Raw genomic sequence first — 17,843 nt, forward strand, 5'->3', positions numbered from 1 at the left:
GTCTCAAACGGTACGAGGGGCGGGAAGCGGCCTTTCGCTGCAATTGCGAGGACTTAGAAGCAATCCTGCAAAAGCTGCCGTTCAAAGCGAGGTTCACTCTACAAATGCTGCGGCCGATCTAATGGCGGCATAGAGCCCATAGTGATCGACGTCATGCTGAACGAGAATGGCTGCTATCGAGAGACCATCATTCGACCATGAATTACCATCAAGGTCAGAGATATCATTAGACCAACTTGTGCGGTGCGGCCACCACCACATTCCAAACTGACAAAATGCTGACAAGACGGTTCAGGCATTCGAAAGAGCCTATGCGCTACGGTGTCCTTATGGCGGACCATGCGAGCCGCTGATTTCATATTAGGAGACATGGAAATGACTGATCAAACTGACAAAGCTCTTTCACGGCGCATGGCCCTGGCGCGTCTCGGTGGTGTTGCCCTCGTTGCCTATACTATCCCTGCGTTCACAACCCTGTCGGCGGCGCAGGCAGCCTCTTCTGCAAGCGCGGCTTCGAACCCAAGCCCGGCGTCCGACCCCAGCGCAGCTTCACGTTCAAGTGCAGCCTCTGACCCCAGTGCAGCCTCCTCGGCGAGCGCATCTTCATCCCCCAGCGCATCGTCATCCTCAAGCAGTTCTTCATCCCCCAGTTCTTCAAGTGGACCAAGCGGTCCTCGTAATGCTGTGACGGCGGACGAATGCGTCGCCGGGGGTGGTCAGGTCGTCACAAATAGCGATGGAATCAGCGTTTGTGATCAATCCTAAGGGGCACAAACGCTGATTTGGTATCAGTGGTTAAGAAGCTGACCGCACCTTGCGAGTAGATGCAAAAGGTCAGTTTCTTTTCACTTGCGACTGTCTCGTTTACGCTTTGGGGCAGCTCGCGAAAGGATAAATGGTGACAACGACATCGTTTCTACATTTTTCAGGGCTTGATCACCCTGTTGCGCTTGAAGACGCTGAACGCCTAAAGCCTGTGATCGCTGACGTTTTCACAAAGTGGTCGTATGAAGAAGATAGCGCGTCACGAAACCAACCCTTCGTTACTCTCAAGCCAAAGGATGCCTGCAAATGGTGGGTGGTTCTTGCGGAGGGGCAAAGTGCTCCGCGCCACTGGGACACGATCAACACCGTGTGCGATCTTGCCGCTGAAATGGCTTGGGAGAGATTGCGGTCTGACCCAACCCTCCTGTGTCTACACGCCGGAGCGGTCGATATCGGCGGTAAGCTCGTGGTTTTGCCAAATGGACGACGCGCGGGCAAAAGCACGCTTTCGACGGCGCTGGGACGTCTTGGTCACAGGCTGTATACGGATGACTTCCTGCCGATCCGCGCGCCCAATAATACGTCAGGTTTTGTTGGCGTCGCCAACGGCATCGCCCCGCGTATTCGATTGCCGTTACCGACAAATTTCAGCGATGAATTCCGTGCATGGGTCGAACGGGATCCGGGCCCCTCGAACAAGCAATATAAGTATCTTTTGACCTGCCCCATCGCGCGCGGCGGGGAAACGATGCCACTTGGTGCGCTGGTCATTCTCGATCGACAAGATCACCCCTGTGCGCCCTCGCTTCAGGAGTATTCCATCAAAGACACGATCGCGACGCTTATCGCGCAGAACTTCGCACGCACTTTGCATGCGGGAACCATTCTGGAGTCGGTTGAAATGCTGGCCCGACAGGTGCCGTCCTATCGCCTGACATACCACTGTGGCGAAGAAGCAGCGGCCTATCTGTCGACACATGAGAAACTGAAACCTACGCAGACCGCCAAACCAACGCTCGCCACACCAAAAATCCGCCAAGCGCCTCTCGATGGCCCCCTCCAACAACCAGCACCACTGTTCGAGCGGACCTGTCGGTACGTCCAAGCGCCGAACGTGACAAAGACTGAAGCCGGTTCGGAGCATTTTCTCGCGGATGGGTCCGGCATCGCGATCCATCGCCTCAACGCTGGCTCTGCCGCTATTTGGAACCTTTTGAAAGAGCCGGCTGACCTGAACGAGGTCGTAGATATCTTGGTCAGCGCCTTCGATGATGTCGTTGTCGATCAAGTTCAAGCCGACAGCGAATGCCTGATGCGCAGTCTAGCTGAAGCCAACCTAATTGTTCCGGCCCTGCCGATTGAGGTCGTCAGTTGACCAACCCCAAACGCATATCGCGCAGAGCCGCACTTGCACGTTTGGGGTTGAGCGTAGCCTGCGCCTACATCGCACCAAGCATCGTAGGAATTAGCTCTGCGCGCGCGGCGTCATCCTCATCAGAACCATCACAGGGCAGCAATCCAACGCCGCCAAGTGATCCGTCCCCACCTTCGGCAACCAGCAATCCAACGCCCCCGTCCACACCAAGTGCGGTCAGTCGGGCAAGCCAACCGTCCGCCCCCAGTGCAGCCTCAGCCGTCAGCGGCCCAAGTGGTCCCGGCACCTGCCGACAATCAACACTGCCTGATGGCGGACAAATGACACGCCGTGATTATGAGTTGGCACAACAGGCAATTTCGAGGGGCGAGGCGCGACCGCTACGAGAGGTGATCGAAACCGTTCAGGCGCAACACCCGGGCCAAATGATCCGTGTTGGCTTTTCTGCCGATGGGCGCAATTCTGTTTTCCGGATCAAGATTGTGCGTCGATCAGGAGCGGTTGTATCCGTGACCGTCGACGCGAGATCGGGCGCAATCACGGGGGTCAAAGTCTGTTAGATGCGTATTTTGATCGTAGAAGACGAACGCAAGATTGCTGATCTGATCGCAGACGTGCTTACGAGCGAGGGGTTCATTCCCGAAATTGCAAGTGACGGCGAAGAAGGCTGGTTTCTGGGCAGCACAGAAAACTATGCGGCGGCAATTCTTGATATCGGACTGCCCAAACGCGACGGGTTATCGGTTTTGCGCAATTGGCGTGAGGAAGGTCTGGAGCTCCCCGTCATATTGCTTACAGCGCGGGCAAACTGGAACGAGCGGGTCGAAGGAATTGATGCGGGCGCGGATGACTACCTTGGCAAGCCCTTCCAAATGGAAGAACTGGTTTCGAGGCTGCGGGCCCTGCTGCGACGATCTTCGGGACAAAAAACCACAACGCTTGAGGCCGGGCCGCTGCGATTGGATCTTAGGCAAATGCGCGTCTCGGTCGATGGGCGTCCGCTTAAGGTGACCCCCTTGGAATATCGGCTTCTCAACTACCTGATGCACCATCGTGGCGACGTCATCAGCCAGGAAGAGTTGGTTCAAAACGTCTATTACCGAGATCAGGAACCAGACAGCAACGCGATTGAGGTTTTGGTTGGACGTTTGCGCCGCAAAATCGGCGGCGGCGTGATCGAAACGCGACGCGGATTTGGCTATCTGATTGCGGAAGATACGCCATGAAAACCTCGCTCGGCCTCCGGCTGATGATGGCGGCGAGCGTGACAACGGCGTTGGCATTAGTGGCAACCGCCTTCGTGCTGAATTTCCTATTCCGCCTCTACTTCGAAGACCTCGCGCGAGACGAACTTGAAACCTATCTTCTGCTTCTCAGCGGCAACGTCGGGATCGGTGCAACTGGCGAGGTTGAAATTACGCCGCTCTCCGACCCGCGTTTTGATCAGGCACTGTCCGGCTATTATTGGCAGGTCCAGATTGACGATCTGGAACCATCCCTGTCACCGTCCTCATGGGCTGCGCCCCTTGATCTGGATCGACCTGATGAATTCGGCCGCATGATCTTTCAGGATGCCGAAATGGGAAGTGGCGAAGCAGCCGCCGTCGCCAGCTGGATTGTCACAATCGGCGAAGATGAGGCCCGCCGCGAGGTTTTCTTGGCTGTTGCCATTGATCGTGCGGACCTCGACGGACCCGTTTCAGGTTTCTTTCTGAACTCCGCCCTCTGGCTCGCGGTGCTTGGCGTGTTGCTGCTTGTCGGAAGCTGGATTCAGGTGAGACTCGGATTAAAACCCCTTGAGAACTTGCGCAGCGAAGTGAATAGGGTGAGCACCTCCGCGTCTGATCGTTTGTTAGAAAAATATCCGTCAGAGGTCATGCCGCTCGTGAACGAGGTGAACCAGCTTCTGGATACGAATGCTGCGACAATTGAGCGCGTTCGTTCGGGTGCAGGGAACCTCGCGCACGGGTTGAAAACGCCGCTGACGATCATGCACGGCCTAGAAAGGAAAATTCGTCGCGTCGGTCAAGGTGATCTGGCCACAGATCTGAGCACGGAAATCGCCAACATGGAACATATCGTCGAACGAGAACTGGCACGAAGTCGCGACAGTCACCAAGCGACAAAACGTTCCGAAATCGCGCCAGTCGCCGCACGTTTGGGCCGGGTCTTAGGCCATCAACCCGGCTTCGAGCACATTAACTGGAGTATCGACGTCCCCGACGCGATGCACGCGCCGTTTGACGCATTCGAGCTAACTGAGGTTCTGGGGAATCTTTTGGATAATGCGATGAAATGGGCTGAAGGTCGGATCGTTGTGCGCGCCAGCGAAGTGGACACGACAGCCTACCTGATTGTCGAAGACGATGGTCCTGGTCTTTCAACTACCGCCCAACGCGTCGCCTTGCATAGAGGCGGGCGGTTGGACGATGCAAAACCCGGCTCTGGATTGGGTCTAAGCATCGTGAATGAAATGGCAATCGGCCACGATTGCACGTTCACCTTAAGTCGTAGTTCTCTGGGTGGACTGGAGGCAAAACTGACATGGCACCCAGTTGCGGTTTGATTTTGAGGTATCTTGCAAGAGCGGCGTACCATTTCTCGGAGAGTTGGGCTTTGCGATCGGAATTCCAATCCGACCTGAACAGACCTCCAATCTGACAAATGAAGGGAGACTTTTCCCGCAGAGTAGCCGATCAAGCAATCAACCCATTCGCTATCGCAGCGAATGTCCGGTTCGATGAGCTGCACTGCAGCATCGTGGAGGGCAGGAGAACGGCGGCTTTGGGCCGTCCTCAACTGGGCAATCCGGCTTGGTTTTTTTGATGCTGCGCCAGCTCCAACGTCTGCAACGAGCCCGACTCGGCCATTGTGATTTTGTGCTGCGTGCGCTCGCAGCGTGAAGAATGCGGCACGAGCGAAAAAGTTCGTGCTGCCGCGGAGCGGTTCAACCGGCCATTCGTGAATTTTGCAGCATAGATCAGGCGTCGAGTTTATATGAGCGGACAAAGCCGACGCTGACCGCAGTTGCATCAGTGTCTGGTCTGTACGGTGGCGCGCTTGCCATTTAGCCAGCACTCTTGTCCCTGAACACATTCTCAAGCCGACCAAGATCGGCGTAAAGACGGGTCAATTCATCCGCCCCGAGTGCTGATACAGTCCGCTCGGCCAATTCGACTTTGGCGTCGGCCCCAATCTTTAGCGCATCCATGCCTCTTCGGGTCGGCATGACCAGCATCCCTCGACCATCGGCAGGGTCCCGCACTCTCTTGACGTAGCCATTGGCTTCGAGTTCGGCGACCAGTTTGCCGGTCGCCTGCTTCGTGCGTCGGCTTGCCCGTGCCAGCGCGACGGTTTGTGCGCCGCCTTCCGGCAAGCGCGCGAGAAGAGTAATGGAGGCAGGCGTAAGGCCGTCAAAACCGCTTTCGGCCAGTGTCGAAACAATCGCGGCCACGTAGGCCCGCGACGCGCCGCGCATGGCCTCTGCAGCGCGCTCTGTCAAATCGGCCTGATCCAGGCCAAGTGCGTCGCCATCCTGTAAATAGGAATCTTCTTCACTCATGCCTTGCCTTCATCATTTAGACATCCTAACTGTCTAAATATAGACACCCGTATTTACCATACCGGCAATACCTTCGCAATCGCAGGCCAACACGCAGGAACCCATTCATGTCCAAATCTATCTTTATCACAGGCGCGTCCTCCGGTATCGGTCTGGCGACGGCCAAGCTTTTTCACGACGCGGGCTGGCAGGTTGCGGCAACAATGCGCGATCCCAAAGACGCGGCGAGCTGGATGACTAGCGACCGGTGTGAGGTTCTAGCTTGCGACGTAACCGACCAAGGCTCCCTTGACGCGGCAGTAAAGGAAACCATTGCCGTCTTCGGTAAGATCGACGTCGCGTTTGCGAACGCGGGCTACGGTCTGAACGGTCCGATTGAGGGTGTGAGCGAAGAACAGATACACCGTCAGTTCGATGTAAACGTCTACGGCGTGGCCCGCACGATCAAGGCTGTCGCCCCAGACATGCGGGCGCGAGAAGATGGTCTTATCATCACCACATCTTCAATCGGCGGGATCATTGGAATGCCACTGTCGCCCATGTACATCTCGACCAAACACGCGGTTGAGGGTTTGATCGAATCCGCGCGCTTCGAGTTTGCCCCTTTCAACATCAAGCTGAGGCTTCTCCAACCTGGTGGCATCAAAACGGATTTCAGCCGCCGCTCGGCCGAGTGGGCCGATCATCCGGTCTATGCGGAAGCGATCACAGCGGGTAAGAAAATGTCCGTGGATTTGCTCGATGCCGCGCCTGCGCCAGCGAAGGTCGCGGAAGTAGTGCTGAAAATGGCAACTGATGGAAAGGGGCGATTGCGCTATCTTGCCAAGCCGGGGCCCTATGTTGCGATGTACAAGTATCTGCCGGACCGTCTGTGGCGCTGGATGATCCAAATGGCTCTGCGCAACGCTGCTAAGACCTGACAACGCGTATGACACGCCGAGGTGTTTTGCGCCAGCTGCACCGTTGAGTGCGGACGGTCGTGTTGGTTGCAGCACTAAGCGCTGTGGGCTCGAACCGGCCCAATGCATTTGCAGAAATACCGCTTGCCAGCGACTTCGGACACCAACCGTTCAACCGCATGCTATGCTTTTGTTGTCAGCGCTGTGCTGATGTCTGGGTTTGGAGGGAGGATTGGAAGGCCTGTAATGCCAAGAGTCCAACTTCCCGCAGTCACCCCGAAACACAAAGCATGGAACAAAGGGAGAATCATCGGCCAGAAACGGCCGCTGCTTCCTAAGCAGGTGTGGGCCATCCGCGCGCGCCTTGAACTTGCCAGTTATCCCCGCGACCTTGCAATGTTCAACGTCGCGATTGATAGCAAACTGCGTGGTTGCGATCTGGTCACTCTCGCCGTCACGGATTTGGTCAAGGAGGATCGCGTGCGTGAACGGGTGTCAGTGATCCAAAGCAAAACCAAGAAGCCAGTTCAGTTTGAACTGACTGAAAACACGAGGGATAGCGTCATTGCATGGGCAAGATCACCCGAAATGATCGGATGCCGCTTTATGTTCCCGAGCCGTTTTCATGACCGTCCGCATATCTGAACACGTCAATATGGTCGACTTGTGGGTGACTGGGTGACAGCGATTGGTCTGGAACCCAGCGGATACGGCACACACTCGATACGCCGCACCAAAGCTGCGGAAATTTACCGCAAAACGGGCAATCTTCGCGCTGTGCAGCTTTCGCTTGGCCACACGAAGGTAGATAGCACGGTGCGTTATCTGGGCGTTGAGCTGGAAGACGCGCTAAGCATCGCAGACCGGATCGACATCTGAACGTCGTTGGCGGGCGGTTGCTGCCGTTCGCCAACCCAGAACGGACCTAGAATTTCACGCCACGGTCGGCGGTAGCGAGCCCTAAGTAACCAATGCTGCGCGGAGCGCGAAGGGCTGTTTTGGCGGCCCTTCCAGAAACATGTCAGAACTGCAAAGGTTTTAGTTGGGTGGAACTTTGATTCAAATGTAATGCTTGATTAGTGTTCTGTTTCGCAAAGCCGGTGATCTGCAAGCGTCTCGATAACGGCACAATCGGCCACGTTGCCAGAGTCACATTTGCTGATCCGTTTGAGTTCGCGCTCCAGTCGACGTAGTTTGGCAATCCTGTCCTGAACATCCTTCAGGTGTTGAACAGCAATACTATGCGCGTCATCACATGGTTTTTCTGGATGCTGGCTCAACTCCAAAAGCCCCCGGATATTTTCAACTGAGAATCCTAAATCGCGGGAATGGCGGATGAACGATAGGCGGCTCAAGCCCTCCTTGGTGTATCGACGTTGGTTGCCTTCCGAGCGTTCCGGCGCATCAATCAAACCCATCTGTTCGTAATAGCGGATCGTGGGGATTTTGACCCCGGTTCGCTTTGAAAGCTGTCCGATTGAGAACATGAAAGATTCCTCTTGAAGCTATAGCTACTAGAGGGATTATATATGTTCCTTGTAGAGATCAAGGACAGCAATATGACTACCAAAACTGCCCCACACCCCGTTACACCAGAAGCCGAAAGTGCCGTATGTGGATGCTCGGGCAACCCTCGGTTTGACGGTCTTGATCCTGGTTACAAGCGCGTTTTATGGATCGTCATCTTCATCAACGCGGTAATGTTCATCGTGGAAATGTCGGCGGGTAAACTTGCTGGATCGCAGGCGTTGCAGGCAGATGCGCTCGATTTCCTGGGGGACGCTCTGACATATGGCCTAAGCCTTGCTGTCATCGGTATGAGCCTGAAAGTCCGCTCGACTGCTGCTCTGCTCAAAGGCGTGAGCCTGCTTCTGATGGCGCTGTGGGTTTTTGGCTCGACCGTTTACCAGATTCTTGTTCTGGGGGTTCCGAGGGCTGAGATTATGGGCCTGATCGGCCTGCTTGCGTTGGCGGCGAACCTCGCGAGTGTTCTTCTCTTGATGCGCTACAAGGATGGGGATGCGAATGTGCGATCTGTCTGGCTGTGTTCGCGCAACGATGCCATCGGCAATGTCGCTGTCATGATCGCCAGTTTTGCCGTATTCCTGACTGCCTCTGCTTGGCCTGACCTGATTGTCGCAATGATCATGGCAGGGCTGTTCCTGCGCTCTGCGCAACTCATTCTTGTGCAGGCTTGGCAAGAATATCGTTCGGGCGAAGATATGGGCGCGCTCGAAAGCCACGGGCATGACCATGCTCACTAATATCGAAACTGGTGCGGTCGTGATTGGTGGGATTGCTGGCCTTTATCTCTTGGGTGCTTTTGCGTGGTCCGTTGCCTTCCCGGATCGTCGGGTATGGCCTCCTAACGAAGCGACAACGGGCATCAAAGTTCGCGTGTGGACAGCAACCATCGCGATCTTTGGTGCGACTTTCATGCTGGGGGTTGTGAACTGGAACAGCTTCGGCTGGCCTGTGGCTATCAGGTGGGGTGTAGGTGTTCCGCTGATCCTTGTCGGAAATGCGATTGTCTGGATCGGTGTCAGGAAAATCGGCTTTGGCGCGACCAGTGGCGAGGTTGCAGAACTCAAAACGGATGGGCTTTATGGATATTCCCGCAATCCGCAATACGTCGCGGACATGGCGATCTTGCTGGGTTGGGCCGTGCTTTCCGCGTCGGGATGGGCCACAGCCGTTGCATGTCTCGGTGTCATTATTTTGGCTGTCGCACCACTTGCCGAAGAGCCATGGCTGGAGAAAGTCTATGGTCGCCAATTTCGAGACTACAAACGCCGGGTGCGACGTTACGTATAGACAGACAGGATAGAGCTGGCATTCAACTGACAATCTGATTTCGTGCGTAATCTCGCCTTTTTGCCAGCTCTCGATAAAGGGCAGGGGTCGATACGCCTATCTGCTCAGCCACATTGATCCATTCGCCTTTCGACGGTGCATCGTGAAGGTCCAGCCAAGCATCGAGCCGATCAGCCACGCGACGGAGACGAAGGATTTCAATACGTGCCCGCTGCGCCTGCACCTCCTTTGCATGGGTCTCGATCAAACTCAGAGCCGCATCCGGGCGGTTGCGAATTGCAGTCAGAAACCTGGCACGGGGCAGGCTGGCGACTTCAGCGTCTGAACGCGCAACTGCGTCACAGTGATAGGTTTCGGCGAATAGGGACGCCTCGGCCAACGCCATTCCTGCCGTGGCGACATGGAGTGTCAACGGCGCACCGTCAGTCAGTGGGCGCTCCAACGCGACAGCGCCGGATCGAACCAAATACATCAATCGCACTTGGTCGGCCTGACGGAACATCGCTGCACCTTTCGCAACTTTGCTGAGGGACGCGCCTTCGAAAATATCAATCCAGTCTGACATGATAAAGATCATACGCTGGTTGATGCGCATCGGATAGTGTTGGGTGATAGTCTGAAAGGTGAAATAAAATGCGAGCAAAGATTATCCTTGCAGCAATTGCATTGACTGGTGGCGCGGTGATCGCTTTTGCGCAGACCAACCACACCGGACACGGTGATGGCGGAGATCATTCAGCACACGGACAGGATCAGACAGAGACTGCCGGTGTATTGGCGGAACCCGGCCAAGGGGCTTTCGCGGCATTGTCAGAAGTCGTGCAGGTTCTCGAATCTGATCCAGAAACGGATTGGGCCAAGGTCGATCTGGCTGGCTTGCGGGCACATTTGGTCGATATGGACCGGCTGGTATCCGACGCTATTGTGACGGAAACTGACCTGCCGGACGGGATCAGCGCTATCGCCACTGGCGATGCAGCCACAATCGCGACGCTTCGGCAGATGGTGCCTGCCCATGCCTCGCAGCTCGCGCGCGATGACCGTTGGACTGTGCAAGCCGCCCATACTGATGACGGCATGGAACTGCGGGTGACGAGCGATGATCTTGCTGTTGTCGCCCGGATCAAGGGTCTTGGTTTTTTTGGGCTGATGGCGAGCCAGGATCATCATCGCGAACATCACTTGTTGATGGCACGTGGGGAAGATGCTCACGCGCATTGACCTGCTGCAATCACAAGCAACAAACCTACGACTTGCCAAACTCTATATACCCCATGTAGGTATATCGCATGTCTTTGGTTCGCTTCCTCATGGTCGTCATCTTCGCGCTATCCGCATCGCTCTCTGCTGCGATGGAGGCGAGCCATATGCGCGCAATAGATCATGACCACGCTGCCGCTGAAATGATGGTGGATGAACAACCCGCATGTTGTCAGGACAGCAGTGAACGCACGCAGACCTGTCATGCCGTGCCAGCTCTGCTTCCGGCATCGGAACCGACGAGCACTCCGCCAATTGCGGGTGAAGATGTAGTCTGCGCGTCTGGCATACTGCTGACCGGTATTCAGCCATCCGGTCCTCTCGATCCGCCCCGCGCGGTGTGATGCCTGCTGTGCCTCTTCGTGGTGCAGCAAAGATTAATAATCACACCAAAACGGGCTTTGCCCGCTGCCCTTATATATGGGCACGCATCTTTCGAGAGGATAATCTCATGAAATCGATCAAGACACTTCTAGCCTTCACACCCGCCACTGCACTCGCCCTTGGACTGGCATCCTTTGGATGGGCGGGCATGGCCCATGCCGAAAGCCATTCACATATGGCTGACTACGGCACCATGCACGTTACCAAAAGTCCTACGTGCGGATGCTGCGGCGCTTGGGTGGCACTGGCCCGCGAGGAAGGCTACGACATTGAAGTGACCGACACTGCGGACGTCACAAGCGTGAAATTGGACGCGAACATTCCCGGCAACATGTGGGCCTGTCATACTGCCATGATCGACGGCTACGTCGTCGAAGGTCATGTGCCATTTGCTGCACTTGCAAAACTGCTGGAAGAACGCCCGAACGTCACAGGTATCGCTGTTCCGGGAATGCCCGGCGGCTCGCCCGGCATGGGAAACGACCCAACAGCACGTTATGATGTGATTGTATTTGGCGGCGATGCGAGTGAAGGCGAAGTCTTCTATCAGGCCGGTTTGTGAAACGGCTGGTAGTCATAGCTGGTGGCGGAGCGGCTCTGATCGGGGCCGCTCTCTATGCCTACAGCTCGGTCTCGGCTGAAACTGATCTGGTTGTCCTGCAAGATACCGATCCAGTAATCGTAGCACTCGGGGCAAGTGTCTATGAGGCGAATTGTGCCTCGTGCCACGGGGCTAATCTGGAAGGCCAAGCTAACTGGCGCTCGCCTGGTGACGATGGACGTCTCCCGGCACCGCCCCATGATGAAACCGGACACACGTGGCACCATGATGGGGACACGTTGTTTCGGCTGACCAAATACGGGACGGGTGCCCTTATCGGCGATCCCGACTACGCTTCGAACATGCCAATCTACGAAGGCGTTCTGAGCGATGAAGAGATTATCGCCGTTCTCAGCTACATCAAATCGACCTGGCCGGACGACGTCCGCGCCCGTCATGACGAAATGGAAAACAGACAATGAAACAAAGCATTTTTGCACTCCTTGCGCTGATCGCAACCGCGACCGGTGCCTGGGCGCACTCCAAAGCCGAAGAAACAACTCCGGCAAATGAGGCGACAGTAGCATCGGTTGAAGCCATCGAAATGCGCTTTGATGATCCGATGCGCGTGACCGCGATTACCCTTACCGGACCGGACGGCGAAGTGGATATTGAGCGTGAAACCGGCATGGATGCCGTGACGGAGTTCCGTGCGCTACCACCTGCTGATCTGCCCGACGGGGCCTATACGGTTGATTGGCGTGGTCTATCTGCAGACGGTCACCCCATGCAGGGCACCTTCGGCTTCAATGTAGCCGATTGATCCGCGTGGAAGGTCTGGCACCAATCGACGCATGGGCCATTGCGGCCATCATTGCGAAGGCAGCGGGCTACGGCGCGGCGCTTCTTGCAATGGGAGGGCCACTATTCATTCTGGCATTTCCAAACGCATCCTCCGATGTGCAGAAACTAGCTCGAAAGATCGCCGTTATCGCCGCTTTGATCGGGCTTGCGGTGCTGGCATTGAGGTTCGGCATCCGGGCCACCCGCATATCAGGAATGGGTTTGCCGGGGGCGTTCGATCCGATGATGCTTGGCTTCGTCTGGGACAGCCCGCTCGGGACAGCCGCGATCTGGCGTGGCTTGGGTGGAATACTGATCCTCATGTTGCTGATAAGAGGTGTCGTCGGACTCGGGATGGGGCTGATCGGGGCGCTCTTGATTGCGGTCTCCTACACGTTCGTTGGCCATTCTCTTGGTGACCCCCGCTGGCTGCTCGCGTCGTTATTGACACTGCACCTGCTAACGGCGGCGTTCTGGGTTGGCGCACTGGCCCCTCTCCGTCGTGCGGTCGGCCAGCCAGACGGCGCATCGCTGCTTCATCGCTTTGGAAACATCGCCAGCGTGACGGTCGCACTGCTTGTCGTCGTTGGGCTGGTCTTTGCGTGGCTCATGACCGGATCACTCTCGGCACTCGTTTCGACGGCTTACGGCTGGACCCTTCTTGCCAAGCTCGGTGTGGTGGCAGGCTTAATGGTCCTTGCCGCCCTCAACAAATGGCGGTTCGTTCCGGCGCTTGCCTCCGGCGAACCCACAGCCGTGCCACATCTGCGGCGCTCAATTCACATCGAGGCCTTGGCCGTGCTGCTGATCCTGATCGCGACGGCCACGCTCACCTCAATTACCACGCCTCCGGTCAACTTGTGAAAAGGAAACTGTCTTGACCTCCTTATCCCGACGATCAATTCTCAAAGCGGCTGCTGCGCTTGGCGGCGCAACCCTGTTGTCCAGACCCTCTTTTGCCGATGAGCGCTTGCCAATCCTGCGGGCGGCTCCTGCGTCCGCGCAACTTGCCCCCGCCGGATATCCTTCAACACCCATCTGGGCTTACGCCACTGCAACGGCAGGCACGGTTCCGGGCCCGGAAATTCGCTTGAGCGCCGGGCAGCGGGTCAGATTCCAACTGATCAACGACCTGCCGCAACCAACCGCTGTTCATTGGCATGGCATTCGCATTGAAAATGCTATGGATGGTGCGGCACCGCTGACACAAGCCCCTGTGCCGCCCGGCGATACGTTTGATTATGATTTTGTGGCACCCGATCCCGGCACGTATTGGTATCACTCTCACAATCGCAGCACGGAACAAGTGGCCCGAGGCCTTGCAGGTCCGTTGATCGTAGAGGATCGCGAACCCTGGCTCGGAGAACCGGGTGCAGCGACCCGCGAGCTGGTGCTTGTTCTTGATGATTGGCTGCTGGATAGCGACGCCCGCATTATCGAGGACAGATGGGAAGACCTGCACGCGGCCTCGCACGGTGGGCGCATGGGAAACACGGTCACGGTGAACGGCGCTGCCTATCCAGAATTGGATATCCAGCCCGGCGAGCGTGTGCGACTGCGGATCATCAACACAGCCACGGATCGGATCATGCCTTTGTCGTTGCCGCATCTGTCGGCGCGGCTGATTGCACTGGACGGCCACCCTGTTACGCCACGCGAAATCGACACTCTTATCCTCGGACCCGCTCAAAGGGCAGATGTAGTAATCGACGGTCGTGTGGACGGTGAGGCCCGCGCCAATCTGTTGCTTGATCCCGGCAACGGAGAATGGGTGGAAATTACTGGCTTCATCCATTCAGGTGACAATTTGCCATCAACCGGCACTGATGTCCGCCCCTTACCTGCGTGGGGTACACTTCCCGCGCCAGACCTATCAGAATCGCAACGCGAAACGCTGTTGATGGAAGGCGGAGCCATGCGTGGGATGTTAGAAACTCGTTTTGGCGGCGAAACAATGGGATTCCGCAAACTTGCGGCCAACGGTATGGTTTGGGCGTTCAACGGTGCTGCAAACGAAATGGATAAGCCAATGTTCCGGGCGGCTCTGGGCCGAACTGTGCAAATGGAAATGTCAAACCGATCCGTGTTCCCCCATGCAATCCATCTGCATGGTCACCATTTTACCATCCTGTCCAAAAGTGGCGCTGCGAACATCGAAGGCGATGTGCGCGATACTGTGCTGATCGGCGCGGATGAAACCGTCGAGATTGCCTTTGTTGCCGACAATCCGGGTGTGTGGATGATCCATTGCCATATGTTGTCGCATCAGAAGTCGGGCATGATGGCGTGGTTTGAGGTCGCCTGAGAGATGTTCTGGGCACCGTTCATCACGGGTATTGTCCTTGGCGGCGCGACGGTAAGTTTAATGGCAGTAGGGGGCGTTCTACGACAGCGCGGGACATGGGCCACAACCATGGTCGCAATTGCGTCTTTCTACGTGGTCTTCGCGATTCAAATCGGCGACCCAATGGAAATCATTGTTCACACTGGTCTCGCAGCCGGGTTCGTCATTCTCGCGATTGTTGGCGCACGCGCGTCATCCTGGATACTCGCTGCTGCTTTGCTCGGACATGGAATATTCGACGTTGCAATCGGATCGGTTCTCTCGAACCCTGCCCCAAACTGGTGGGGGCCGTTCTGTCTGGGGGTTGACGTGATACTAGCGCTTGCTTTGGCCGTAATGCTCTGGCGCGGGCAAACCCTTGACTGAATTGCTATTTCGAAGCTTTTTGCAAAAGCCCGATCAACTCGTCAAACTTCGCTCGCTGTTCTTCGGGGTCGCCACTTTGGATGGCCGTCTCGACACAATGCTCGGCGTGATTTTCAAGGATTAGCTTTTCAACGCCCAAAATAGCGGACCTTATTGCGGCTGTCTGCGCCAGAATATCCATGCAGTAGCGATCAGCCTCGACCATGCCTGCGACGCCTCGCACCTGTCCTTCCAGCCTGGAAAGTCGATCCAGTGTCTTGTCTTTATTTGCTTTCACGAGCGGCATTTCCTCTTTTTATATTCATAAGCTGACATCTCATTGATATACCCTATAGGGGTATATATGTAATGCCCACAGTCGCAGATCGAAATAACGATACAGTGGCTTTAGACAAAACGCATCAGGAGACCCATCGTGCCAAAAAATACCCGTGACGTTGCCGATGTAACGACCGACCCTGCGGCATCTGCGACGGGAAAAACAGCCGTTCTCTACCGGATGGACTTGCCAAATCATCTGTGTCCGTCGGGACAAAAGGCACGTTGGCTCTTGGATCGCCACGGCTATGAGGTCGATGACCGGTTGTTCCGGCAACGATCTGAGGTTGATGCGTTCAAGAAAGAGCATGATGTGCCCACCACGCCACAAGTTTGGATCGAAGGCGAGAGGGTGGGCGGCTACGACGCTCTGCGCGAAAAACTCACCGACTACGACCCGAAAGCAAAAACCTACAAACCGGTGATCTATTTGTTCGCTGTGGCGGCAATGACGGCGCTTGCCCTATCCATCGGCTTTCTTGGCGCGGTCACATGGCAAACGCTTGGGTGGTTTATTTCAGTCTCGATGATCCTGCTGGGAATGCAGAAGCTCCGCGACATCGAGAGCTTTACCACCATGTTCCTCAACTACGATCTGCTGGCGCGAAAATGGGTGCCATACGCTTATGTGTACCCTTGGGTAGAGACTGGGGCAGGCATCCTGATGACAGGCATGTTACTGACCCCGCTTGCTGCACCTGCGGCGCTCTTTATCGCCACGGTCGGCGCGATTAGCGTGTTCAAGGCGGTGTATGTCGACAAGCGTGAATTGAAATGCGCCTGTGTGGGCGGCGGATCGAATGTGCCTCTTGGATTTGTCAGCCTGACGGAAAACCTGATGATGATGGGGATGGCCATTGTGATGCTTGTTCTTGTCATCGTTTGAAAGGACTCGGTCGAGGTGGCGGCCATTCTTGGCCCCACAACCATATTGGGAAACCACGATTTCAGCTCAAGCAGACATTGATGGGATCAAGCCCAATGGTAAGTTTGTCCCGCAAAGTGTGAGTTCGCCACTCCTCCGACGATGCTCGCACAGCGAATGTCGGCTATGCGGGCTGCAACCGCAGCATCTTGGCCCATTGGCCAACGGCAGCAATGGGCCGAAATCGACACGAAAACAATGTCCATTGACACCTAATCCAAGTCGCTGGAATGCTGCGGTCCAACGCTAGCTCCAAAAAACTGAGGCCAATCAAGCATCTGAATAAAGAAACCTTCATGGAGCTTTATAGATGTTTACGACCTTCGCGCTGTTAGTCGCAGCTGGGGCAGCTTTCCGGCTGTGCCTTTCATGGATGCTGAAGATACGATTTCTCATCATTCTTCGCGTCCCTTACCCTCTCAGCACCTTCCTGCTGGTCCTCGTGATGCTACCTTCGTGGGTTCAGCCTATACCTTTCCCTTTTCCGTTCAGCATAACCTTTGGTTTGTTGCTTCCTGATCTTCTCATGAATCGGAAGACGCTATGACCATCTGGAACCTGAAAGAAGGCGACGTCGTCGTTATTCGTGCTGGAGAAGACTGGCCTGAACACTTGTTTCAGATCTGGGAGGTCTTTGACGATTGCGTCACGGGCCACTCTCTCGATGGTCCTCTTGAGGGTGTTTAAGGGGAACCCGCGTACGATCTGATCCTTCGGGTCGTTAAATAAATCACACCACCACTATCACATAACCAAACTGAGGCGCAGCCTCGGAAGGATCAATCATGTCTTCTAAGATTAAGTATGCTTACCTGCACGGTCAGGTCTGGATCTATCGTCGCAACTACCCAAAGGATGTTCAAACCATACTGGGGTCACAAGCTCTCAAACAGTCCCTCAAAACCTCTGATCCTCGGGTCGCCCGACAGCGCGTAGTCGAGGTGAATGATCGCTTTGAGGCCACGGTGTCTGCCGTACGCTCGGGCGGTGGAGAAAATACCACGGAGCCTTATTCTTGGTTAGCCCAAGGAGTGGCAGCAATCGACCGTCTACGAGCGACCTTGTGCCATCTGGAGGCTCCCCAGTTCAACCTTCAGGAAAGGGTCGCACCAACTATAGCACAGCTTGCAGATCAGTATCTCGGCCAGCGTTCGAACCAACTCCGACCGGGGGGCTACAAAAGCGTTCGGTATTCCGTGAGCTTGTTTGCCAGCAAGTTCGGAAACGTGGCTGTTGACCGTGTGACCCGCGACCACGGGTTGGACTTCCTCGCATGCCTTCCTCGACTATCAACTTTGGTCGGCAAGGATGATCGGTCGTCAGGACAGTCGTTGGATTGGTTACTGGAGTTCTCAAAGTCCCGCCCCAAGATCACTGCTCGCACACAGCGTCGCATCTGGTCGCAGGTCAACCACTTCATCAACTGGTCGGTTTATCAGGGGATTAT

General features: G+C 55.8%; 21 protein-coding genes and 1 pseudogene. 17 read left to right on the top strand and 5 right to left on the bottom strand.

Annotated elements, in window-relative coordinates; all coding sequences use genetic code 11:
* Positions 1 to 1,132: 1,132 nt before the first annotated feature.
* Entirely contained in the window at positions 1,133 to 2,140 is a 1,008-nt protein-coding gene (locus tag V8J84_RS16645; protein ID WP_339933279.1) for a PqqD family peptide modification chaperone, read from the top strand.
* Between the two features lie 64 nt (positions 2,141 to 2,204).
* Here the strand turns inward: V8J84_RS16645 and V8J84_RS16650 are convergent, their stop codons facing one another.
* Complete coding sequence (locus V8J84_RS16650) at positions 2,205 to 2,426, bottom strand: hypothetical protein (protein WP_339933281.1); 222 nt, start codon at positions 2,424 to 2,426, stop codon at positions 2,205 to 2,207.
* A gap of 274 nt (positions 2,427 to 2,700) precedes the next feature.
* Here V8J84_RS16650 and V8J84_RS16655 point away from each other — a divergent pair, with 274 nt between their 5' ends.
* On the top strand, positions 2,701 to 3,366 hold the full coding sequence (locus V8J84_RS16655; protein WP_339933283.1) for a response regulator transcription factor: 666 nt from the start codon (positions 2,701 to 2,703) through the stop codon (positions 3,364 to 3,366).
* Positions 3,363 to 4,706 carry a HAMP domain-containing sensor histidine kinase gene (locus tag V8J84_RS16660; protein ID WP_339933285.1) on the top strand — a complete coding sequence of 448 codons (1,344 nt, stop codon included), beginning with the start codon at positions 3,363 to 3,365 and terminating at the stop codon, positions 4,704 to 4,706. The genes V8J84_RS16655 and V8J84_RS16660 overlap by 4 nt, the downstream gene beginning before the upstream one ends.
* Positions 4,707 to 5,207: 501 nt before the next feature.
* Here the strand turns inward: V8J84_RS16660 and V8J84_RS16665 are convergent.
* Positions 5,208 to 5,702 (bottom strand): MarR family winged helix-turn-helix transcriptional regulator, encoded by a 495-nt coding sequence (locus V8J84_RS16665; protein ID WP_339933287.1) that lies wholly within the window; start codon positions 5,700 to 5,702, stop codon positions 5,208 to 5,210.
* Between the two features lie 107 nt (positions 5,703 to 5,809).
* On the opposite strand from V8J84_RS16665, the gene V8J84_RS16670 reads away from it, so the two are divergent.
* Together V8J84_RS16670 and V8J84_RS16675 are read left to right on the top strand one after the other, a co-directional pair.
* Positions 5,810 to 6,622, top strand: a complete 813-nt coding sequence (locus tag V8J84_RS16670; protein ID WP_339933289.1) for an SDR family oxidoreductase — start codon at positions 5,810 to 5,812, stop codon at positions 6,620 to 6,622.
* Between the two features lie 225 nt (positions 6,623 to 6,847).
* Positions 6,848 to 7,480: pseudogene (locus V8J84_RS16675) on the top strand (tyrosine-type recombinase/integrase).
* 197 nt (positions 7,481 to 7,677) lie between these two features.
* Here V8J84_RS16675 and V8J84_RS16680 read toward each other — a convergent pair.
* The gene (locus tag V8J84_RS16680; RefSeq protein WP_339933291.1) at positions 7,678 to 8,088 is read right to left on the bottom strand and encodes a MerR family transcriptional regulator; all 411 of its coding nucleotides are present in this window, start codon (positions 8,086 to 8,088) and stop codon (positions 7,678 to 7,680) included.
* A 72-nt stretch (positions 8,089 to 8,160) separates the two neighbouring features.
* On the opposite strand from V8J84_RS16680, the gene V8J84_RS16685 reads away from it, so the two are divergent.
* Positions 8,161 to 8,865, top strand: a complete 705-nt coding sequence (locus tag V8J84_RS16685; protein WP_339933293.1) for a cation transporter — start codon at positions 8,161 to 8,163, stop codon at positions 8,863 to 8,865.
* Positions 8,849 to 9,415: a methyltransferase family protein gene (locus V8J84_RS16690; RefSeq protein WP_339933295.1), complete on the top strand. Its 567-nt coding sequence runs from the start codon at positions 8,849 to 8,851 to the stop codon at positions 9,413 to 9,415. Before V8J84_RS16685 ends, V8J84_RS16690 begins: the two co-directional genes overlap by 17 nt.
* Before the next feature lie 22 nt (positions 9,416 to 9,437).
* Here the strand turns inward: V8J84_RS16690 and V8J84_RS16695 are convergent, their stop codons facing one another.
* Positions 9,438 to 10,058, bottom strand: coding sequence for a Crp/Fnr family transcriptional regulator (locus V8J84_RS16695; protein ID WP_339933297.1), 621 nt, complete (start codon positions 10,056 to 10,058; stop codon positions 9,438 to 9,440).
* Between V8J84_RS16695 and V8J84_RS16700 the strand changes: the two genes are divergently transcribed.
* The 7 genes from V8J84_RS16700 (at position 10,049) to V8J84_RS16730 (ending at position 14,748) form a co-directional block, all read left to right on the top strand.
* A complete protein-coding gene (locus tag V8J84_RS16700; protein WP_339933299.1) occupies positions 10,049 to 10,636 on the top strand; it encodes a hypothetical protein in 588 nt (195 codons plus the stop codon). The two genes, V8J84_RS16695 and V8J84_RS16700, sit on opposite strands and share 10 nt — an antisense overlap.
* A 68-nt stretch (positions 10,637 to 10,704) precedes the next feature.
* Positions 10,705 to 11,019, top strand: a complete 315-nt coding sequence (locus tag V8J84_RS16705; RefSeq protein WP_339933301.1) for a hypothetical protein — start codon at positions 10,705 to 10,707, stop codon at positions 11,017 to 11,019.
* A gap of 107 nt (positions 11,020 to 11,126) precedes the next feature.
* Positions 11,127 to 11,621, top strand: coding sequence for a DUF411 domain-containing protein (locus V8J84_RS16710; RefSeq protein WP_339933303.1), 495 nt, complete (start codon positions 11,127 to 11,129; stop codon positions 11,619 to 11,621).
* Complete coding sequence (locus V8J84_RS16715) at positions 11,618 to 12,082, top strand: c-type cytochrome (protein ID WP_339933305.1); 465 nt, start codon at positions 11,618 to 11,620, stop codon at positions 12,080 to 12,082. Before V8J84_RS16710 ends, V8J84_RS16715 begins: the two co-directional genes overlap by 4 nt.
* Entirely contained in the window at positions 12,079 to 12,423 is a 345-nt protein-coding gene (locus V8J84_RS16720) for a copper resistance CopC family protein (RefSeq protein ID WP_339933307.1), read from the top strand. Before V8J84_RS16715 ends, V8J84_RS16720 begins: the two co-directional genes overlap by 4 nt.
* Before the next feature lie 5 nt (positions 12,424 to 12,428).
* Positions 12,429 to 13,307 (top strand): copper resistance D family protein, encoded by an 879-nt coding sequence (locus V8J84_RS16725; protein WP_339933317.1) that lies wholly within the window; start codon positions 12,429 to 12,431, stop codon positions 13,305 to 13,307.
* 106 nt (positions 13,308 to 13,413) lie between these two features.
* Complete coding sequence (locus tag V8J84_RS16730) at positions 13,414 to 14,748, top strand: multicopper oxidase family protein (RefSeq protein ID WP_339933319.1); 1,335 nt, start codon at positions 13,414 to 13,416, stop codon at positions 14,746 to 14,748.
* Between the two features lie 409 nt (positions 14,749 to 15,157).
* Here V8J84_RS16730 and V8J84_RS16735 read toward each other — a convergent pair whose 3' ends face one another.
* Positions 15,158 to 15,439 (bottom strand): metal-sensitive transcriptional regulator, encoded by a 282-nt coding sequence (locus V8J84_RS16735; protein ID WP_339933309.1) that lies wholly within the window; start codon positions 15,437 to 15,439, stop codon positions 15,158 to 15,160.
* A gap of 129 nt (positions 15,440 to 15,568) precedes the next feature.
* Here V8J84_RS16735 and V8J84_RS16740 point away from each other — a divergent pair, with 129 nt between their 5' ends.
* The 3 genes from V8J84_RS16740 to V8J84_RS16750 all read left to right on the top strand — a co-directional run.
* Complete coding sequence (locus V8J84_RS16740; protein WP_339933311.1) at positions 15,569 to 16,357, top strand: MauE/DoxX family redox-associated membrane protein; 789 nt, start codon at positions 15,569 to 15,571, stop codon at positions 16,355 to 16,357.
* A 582-nt stretch (positions 16,358 to 16,939) separates the two neighbouring features.
* Complete coding sequence (locus V8J84_RS16745; protein ID WP_339933313.1) at positions 16,940 to 17,083, top strand: hypothetical protein; 144 nt, start codon at positions 16,940 to 16,942, stop codon at positions 17,081 to 17,083.
* Between the two features lie 98 nt (positions 17,084 to 17,181).
* A partial coding sequence (locus tag V8J84_RS16750; protein WP_339933315.1) for a DUF6538 domain-containing protein occupies positions 17,182 to 17,843 on the top strand: 662 nt, incomplete at its 3' end.

The sequence above is a fragment of the Yoonia sp. 208BN28-4 genome, from assembly GCF_037543925.1.
In the GTDB taxonomy this organism is placed as follows: domain Bacteria; phylum Pseudomonadota; class Alphaproteobacteria; order Rhodobacterales; family Rhodobacteraceae; genus Yoonia.